6 protein-coding genes are annotated in these 4884 nt (G+C 52.9%); all 6 read right to left on the bottom strand.

What is annotated here, in order from left to right:
* Positions 1-1396 (bottom strand): M3 family oligoendopeptidase (locus VB081_RS02080; RefSeq protein ID WP_323399195.1); only part of this gene is annotated, 1396 nt, incomplete at its 3' end.
* A gap of 57 nt (positions 1397-1453) precedes the next feature.
* Complete coding sequence (locus tag VB081_RS02085; protein ID WP_442872694.1) at positions 1454-2803, bottom strand: PFL family protein; 1350 nt, start codon at positions 2801-2803, stop codon at positions 1454-1456.
* Between the two features lie 16 nt (positions 2804-2819).
* Entirely contained in the window at positions 2820-3092 is a 273-nt protein-coding gene (locus VB081_RS02090) for an ACT domain-containing protein (RefSeq protein ID WP_323399197.1), read from the bottom strand.
* Between the two features lie 26 nt (positions 3093-3118).
* Positions 3119-4042, bottom strand: a complete 924-nt coding sequence (locus tag VB081_RS02095; protein WP_323399198.1) for a hypothetical protein — start codon at positions 4040-4042, stop codon at positions 3119-3121.
* Between the two features lie 25 nt (positions 4043-4067).
* Positions 4068-4652 carry a TIGR00730 family Rossman fold protein gene (locus tag VB081_RS02100; RefSeq protein WP_323399199.1) on the bottom strand — a complete coding sequence of 195 codons (585 nt, stop codon included), beginning with the start codon at positions 4650-4652 and terminating at the stop codon, positions 4068-4070.
* 22 nt (positions 4653-4674) lie between these two features.
* Positions 4675-4884, bottom strand: a 210-nt coding sequence (locus VB081_RS02105) for a QueT transporter family protein (RefSeq protein ID WP_323399200.1), incomplete at its 5' end; no start/stop codon positions are given.

Raw genomic sequence — 4884 nt, forward strand, 5'->3', positions numbered from 1 at the left:
TTTTTTCGAATTCCGCAAACATCGTCTGGCGAACCACTGTGGTGCGGAACTGGTCTAAATAATGGTTGAGCACATATTTACGCGCCTTTGCGTCTTTGATCGTATTTAACAAATGATGCGTGAGCAATATCTCGTTGACCGTGCTTGCGACCTCCGCCACGAATATTTCGTAACCGGCCTTTGCTTCCGGCTGGTATTTGTTGGAATGATATGTGTGCATCGCATGTCCCAGTTCGTGCGCGATGGTGAACACGCTGTCAAGATCGCCGCGATGGTTGAGCAGCACATACGGATGTACGCCGTAAACGCCCCACGAATAGGCACCGCTTGTTTTGCCCGGCGTTTCGTATACGTCGATCCAGCCTGTGTCCTGTGCCTCTTGCAGCAGACTTGCATAGTCGTCGCCCAGAACGGCAAGCCCCTGCTTTACCATGTCCATGGACTGCCCGTAGGAATATTCGCCGTGCGCTTCTTCCGCCAGCGGCGCATAGATATCATACATGCAAAGCTTGTCTAATTGCAGCGCTTTTTTGCGCACGTCCACATAGCGGTGCATGGTGGGCAGATTTTTGTGGATCGTCTCGATCAGGTTGTCGTAAAGCGCCACCGGCACATTGTCCGAGAACAATGATTTTTCAAGCGCGCTGCCGTATTTGCGCGCCCGCGCATAAAACACGTCCTTTTTGACGCTTGCCGAATAGGCCGCGCTAATCGTGTTGATCATGCCCTGATAGGATTTATAGTACGTTGTGTAGGTGTTTTTGCGCACCTCACGATCCGGACTTTGCATCATCACGATATATTTGCCATGCGAAAGCGCTACCCGTTTGCCATCCGCATCCTTCACACTGCCGAATTTGAGGTCGGCGTTGTCGATCATCGTAAAAATATCCTTGGGCGCGCCTGCGATATCGGCACTCATGGACAGCAGCTTTTCCTCTTTATCCGAAAGCACATGCTCTTTGCTGCGGATGAGCTCCTTTAGCATGAAATCGTAATCCGCAAGGTCTTCGTTTTCGATATACCCTTCGAGCACGCCCGGCGCGAGCGCGAGCAATGCGGGGCTAACGAACGAAAGCGCGCTTCCGAGGCGCACGTTTATATCCATCGCGCGCGCGGTCATCGCCTGATACGTTGTGTTGGCGTTGTTTTCGTCGCGGCGCATGCGTGCGTACACAAACAAATTGCCCGCGATGTGCTCCATCTGTTCCATCGATTTGAGCGCCTGTGCGAGGCACTGTGCATCCTTGGTGAGTGTCTTTTTGATGTCCGGTATGCCCTTCATCAATTCTTCGAGAGCCGCGTAATCCTGCTCCCATGCTTCGTCCGAAGGGTAGATATCCTCCAGCACCCATTTATATTGTTTTTCTATTTGGTCTCTTGTCTTTTCACTCATTTTTTTATCTCCTTTTCCTGAGATAATCATAAACTTTTTTCCGGCTTGCCTAACGCCTCAATTTCTCTGCGCGTGCAGCGGCGCGGGAATCCTGCCGCCGCGTTCGATAAATTCTTTGGGGGAATTCGCATTGTACGGCATGATAGGCGCGCGTCCCAAAAGACCGCCAAAGCTTACGGATTCGCCTACCTTCTTGTTCGGAACGGGAATCAGGCGCACCGCTGTCGTCTTGGTGTTGACCATACCGATCGCTGCCTCGTCCGCGATGATCGCCGCGATTACATAATCGGGCGTATCGCCGGGCAGCGCGATCATATCTAGCCCCACCGAGCACACGCACGTCATTGCTTCTAACTTGGAAAGTGTAAGGGCGCCCGTCTCTACGGCGTGGATCATGCCCGCGTCCTCGCTTACGGGGATGAACGCGCCCGAAAGCCCGCCCACATGTGAAGACGCCATGATGCCGCCTTTTTTGACTGCGTCGTTAAGCAGCGCGAGCGCCGCCGTCGTACCGTGCGCGCCGCACGTCTCGAGTCCCATTTCTTCCAAGATATACGCAACGCTGTCGCCAATCGCGGGCGTGGGTGCCAGCGACAGATCGACGATGCCAAAGGGAACGTTCAGCCTGCGGCTTGCTTCGCGCGCCACCAGCTGTCCCATGCGCGTGATGTTGAACGCCGTACGCTTGATCGTGTCCGCGATCTCGTCAAACGGCTGTCCTTTTTTGTTTTCCAGCGCGACCTTCACAACGCCCGGCCCGGAAACGCCTACGTTAATCACGCAGTCGCCCTCGCCCGTACCGTGGAACGCGCCCGCCATGAATGGGTTATCTTCCACCGCGTTTGCGAATACGACAAGCTTGGCAGCGCCGATGCCGTCACGATCCGCTGTCAGTTCTGCGCTCTTTTTGATGATGCGCCCCATGTGCGCGACCGCGTCCATGTTGATGCCCGCGCGCGTGGTGCCAATGTTCACGGAGGAACACACCAGATCGGTCTGCGCAAGCGCGTCCGGTATCGTATCAATGAAGTCCTTTTCCGCCTGCGTAGCAGCCTTTTGTACAAACGCCGAATAGCCGCCGATGAAATCTACGCCTACCTCTTTTGCGGCTTTGTCCATTGCTTTTGCAAACAGGATATAGTCTCCGCAGCCCTGCGAAATAAGCGATATGGGCGTAACGGATATCCGTTTGTTGACGATCGGGATGCCGAACTCGCTTTCAATCGCTTCGCCAGTGGGCACCAGACGCTTCGCCTGCCGCACGATCTTTTCGTATACGCGCTTCGCACCGACCTTCGCGTCATCACTTACACAATCAAGCAACGATATGCCCATCGTTATGGTGCGGATATCGAGGTTCTGTTTGGATATCATGTCTATTGTTTTTAAAATGTCATTTTGATTTATCATAACACGCCCGCCCTTATATCCTGTGCATACTGTTAAAAATCTCTTCACGCATCAGGCGGACTTCGAGGCCGATCTCCTGACCCACACCGTCAAGCATCTTTTTCAACTGCTCGAAGGACGCATTTAAGGCCGATAAGTCGATGAGCATGGTCATGGCAAAATATTCGTCGCGCAGCACTGTCTGCGTGATATCGAGTATGTTTGCATTTACCTCGTATAAGGCATTCGATACTTTGGCAATGATGCCCGGTTTGTCGTGTCCGAGGACGCTTACGATCGCTCTCATATTTGTTTTTCTCTCCTTTTATCGCTTCAAACGTTATCCCGCTCTTTTTGCGGGTATTTTTTCTCGTATTCATATTTTGCGTTTTGGTAGGTGTTATAGCTGAACGCATACCAGAACGGAAAAATCAGCGTGATGACAACGATAGCCCCCAGCGCAAGCAGGATGACGAATATCATCAGCGGGTTTTGCAGCGCGAGCATCGGGTCTACCAGATAAAGCTCGTAAAGCTCGGCAAAGGGCAGTTGCGACAGCCAGTTGATGAACACGCCTCCGAGAGCAACGATGACCGCTGCCGTCAGGATACGTGTAAAATTGCTCCAGAAATTGCCTAGAAACGCGTAGCGGTATGATGTGAATACCGCGCGGAAGCCGGCCTTGCCCTGGATCGCTACCACGTAGGGCACGAACACGATGCCAAACAGCATGAAAAGCGCCAACAAACCAAGCAGAACGACCGCAACGATCTCGTCCGGCGCAAGTGTTTGGCTTAGTACGCCATCCACAAATGTACCGACACCGACCACCCCGCCGATGAGCAGTATCACAGGGATCATCAGCACGATGATCGCAAAATACGACCGGAGCATACTGCCGTAACGCTTTTTTGCGTGCGCCGCCGCATCCTTGAAGGTGATCTCCCTGCTGTTGTAATCGCTGTCGATCACGTATACGACGTTGGAAACCATCAACGGCGATAAAAATACCGCAATGCATAAAACGATGGCCAGCACCCCCAGCACTGAATTCAGGCTGCTCCCGCCCGTCTGCGACAGCGTCAGCAGCACGGAACGCGCCACAGAAACCGTGCCCGGCATGGTGAAAAACATCAATGGCACAAGCAGCACCAGCTGAAACAGCAAAAGCGGGACAAACAGCTTTGCAAAATTTTTCCTGTAGGCATACGCTGACTTGCGGAACATCTCAGCAAACCCCATCGGTAGATTACTCATTTCTGACCTCTCGCCACTCCCCGTCTTACGGGGCGTCCGGCGTGAACCATTTACTCCCCATAGACTGATATTTGTAATTTTTGACCGCGTCGACCGCCTCTTTCGGCGTGTTTACGACCTCGTAGACGCTGAGCGCCTCTTCCTTTGCAAACCTCTGCGCAACGCTTTTTTCGAACATCGCGACCATTTCGTCGTAAAACCCGTTGGTATTCAAAATGATGATCGCTTTTTCGTGCCGTTTTAACTGTTTTAAGGTAACGACCTCGCACAGCTCCTCAAACGTACCAAAGCCGCCCGCCGTCACGATAAATGCGTCGGCCATTTCTTCCATTACGAATTTGCGCTCGCGCATAGACGGGGAAACGATCAGCTCGTCACACTCTTCAAAAGGGATGCCCGGCAGGTTCATGAAATCGGGGATCACACCCGTCATTCTACCACCGCCGGCCTTGACACCACGTGCGGCATGACCCATCATACCCATATCTCCTGCGCCAAAAACCATTTCCCATCCGTTTTCGGCGATCAGCTTTCCGACCATGAAGGCATCGTCAAAATAACTTTGATCCAGTACGGAGGAAGATGAGCCAAATACGCAAATCTTCTTCATTGTTACACCTTTTCCTTTCGCATTAAACTCTTTTGAAAATCGTCTTCTGATACCGTTTTAACAAGAACCACAGCGGCATGCCGATCGCGTAACACGCGACCGCCTGTCCCGCGCCTACGCTAAGCACGTTGACCCAGTAAGGGAACGGGGTCTGCCCCTGCGCGACCAGCACCCACGCCACCAAAAAGGCATTGACAACGACGCTCGGCAACGGCAGCAGCCACTTGCTTTT

It is taken from the genome of Christensenella sp. (assembly GCF_034927525.1).
GTDB lineage: Bacteria > Bacillota > Clostridia > Christensenellales > Christensenellaceae > Christensenella.

Excerpts from the sequence above, each read along its gene's own strand:
- VB081_RS02090 (WP_323399197.1), bottom strand. The coding sequence starts at position 3,092 with ATGAGAGCGATCGTAAGCGTCCTCGGACACGACAAACCGGGCATCATT.
- VB081_RS02095 (WP_323399198.1), bottom strand. The coding sequence starts at position 4,042 with ATGAGTAATCTACCGATGGGGTTTGCTGAGATGTTCCGCAAGTCAGCG.
- VB081_RS02100 (WP_323399199.1), bottom strand. The coding sequence starts at position 4,652 with ATGAAGAAGATTTGCGTATTTGGCTCATCTTCCTCCGTACTGGATCAA.